General features: G+C 62.2%; 2 protein-coding genes. One reads left to right on the top strand and one right to left on the bottom strand.

What is annotated here, in order from left to right:
* Positions 1–782, bottom strand: a 782-nt coding sequence (locus CQ14_RS14510) for an NAD(P)H-hydrate epimerase (protein WP_063800356.1), incomplete at its 3' end; no start/stop codon positions are given.
* Between the two features lie 367 nt (positions 783–1,149).
* Between CQ14_RS14510 and CQ14_RS14505 the strand changes: the two genes are divergently transcribed.
* Entirely contained in the window at positions 1,150–1,488 is a 339-nt protein-coding gene (locus tag CQ14_RS14505) for a P-II family nitrogen regulator (RefSeq protein WP_027537227.1), read from the top strand.
* The last annotated feature ends 24 nt before the right edge of the window (positions 1,489–1,512 follow it).

Raw genomic sequence — 1,512 nt, 5'->3', positions numbered from 1 at the left:
CGCAGCGCGCCGCGCGCCGCCAGCCGCGCCGCGCCGGTCGACGCCAGTTCGCCCGAGAGCACGACCGTGTGGCCGCGCGCATATTTGTGACCGTCGATGTCGGGCACGGGAAACGATTTCTGCCAGGTCGCAGGAACGTTCTCGAACGTCTGCGGCCGGATCTCCTCGAGCACATGCGCATCGATGCCGATCTCGGCAACGCGGACGCGGCCGCAATGCTTGCGCCCGGGCATCAGCAGATGCGCCGGCTTGCGGCGGAAGAACGTCACGGTTTCGACGGCATTGATCGCAGCCCCCATCACCGCACCGTTCGTGCCATTGATGCCGCTCGGCAGGTCGACGGCGAGCACCGGCGCGCCATTGGCGTTGATCGCCTCGATCACATCAAGCGGTTCGCCCTTGACGGGACGGTTGAGGCCGGCGCCGAACAGCGCGTCGATGATCAGCGCCGGCTTGCCGATCGCCTGTGGGTTGAACGGCAGCACCGGATACTTCCAGCCGCGTGCAGCGAGCGCGGCATCGCCCTGCAGGCTGTCGCGCTCGCACAAGAGGATGACGGAGACATCACGGCCGCGCGCGGCGAGTTCGGCTGCCGCCACAAAACCGTCGCCGCCATTGTTGCCGCGGCCGGCGACCACCACGATCGGCCCCTCCTCGACCAGATCCATGGCGGCCTCGGCCACGGCCTGGCCCGCGCTCATCATCAGCGCGAAGCCGGGCGTGCCGGCGGCGATCGTCAGCCGGTCCGCACGCTCCATTTCCGTGGTGGTCAGAACTTCCATGCCGAATCCTCGATCCGTCAGCCTTTTCTGGAGGCATATCCCGCAACACCCCGCGGCGCGTTTCGCCCCACCTGCATACGAATTGATCGGTTTGCCTATTTTGTAAGCTTCGCTATCATACAGCGTCCGGCGCAATCTCTTCCATTTGCCTGTTAATAGTCTGATAACATTCCGAAATCAGCCGCATTAACAACTTGGCATAGACCCTGCTTTTGAGGAAGCCAGTCAGGATACCAAGCTCAGGATCGTTGCAGTCGGCGACAAATCATGGGCATTCCGGCATTGCCGGATGCAAGGATCAAACCAGACGGGCCGCCTCGCGCGACATCGAACCTATCTGCAATTTGGAAATGCCGGGAGGCGCTCTGTGAAGAAGATTGAAGCGATCATCAAGCCATTCAAGCTCGACGAGGTGAAAGAGGCGCTTCAGGAAGTCGGACTGCAGGGTATCACCGTCACCGAAGCCAAGGGCTTTGGCCGGCAGAAGGGTCATGCCGAACTCTATCGCGGTGCGGAATACATCGTCGACTTCCTGCCCAAAGTGAAAATCGAGATCGTGATTTCGGACGAGCTGGTCGAGAAGGCGATCGACGCGATCCGCCGCGCTGCCCAAACGGGTCGCATCGGCGACGGCAAAATCTTCGTCTCGAACATCGAGGAAGCGATCCGGATCAGAACCGGAGAATCCGGGCTGGACGCTATCTGAGCCGGGTGCTATCCCGAATTTTGC

The organism is Bradyrhizobium lablabi, assembly GCF_001440475.1.
GTDB lineage: Bacteria > Pseudomonadota > Alphaproteobacteria > Rhizobiales > Xanthobacteraceae > Bradyrhizobium > Bradyrhizobium lablabi.
This window is presented reverse-complemented; position numbering and strand designations above follow the sequence as displayed.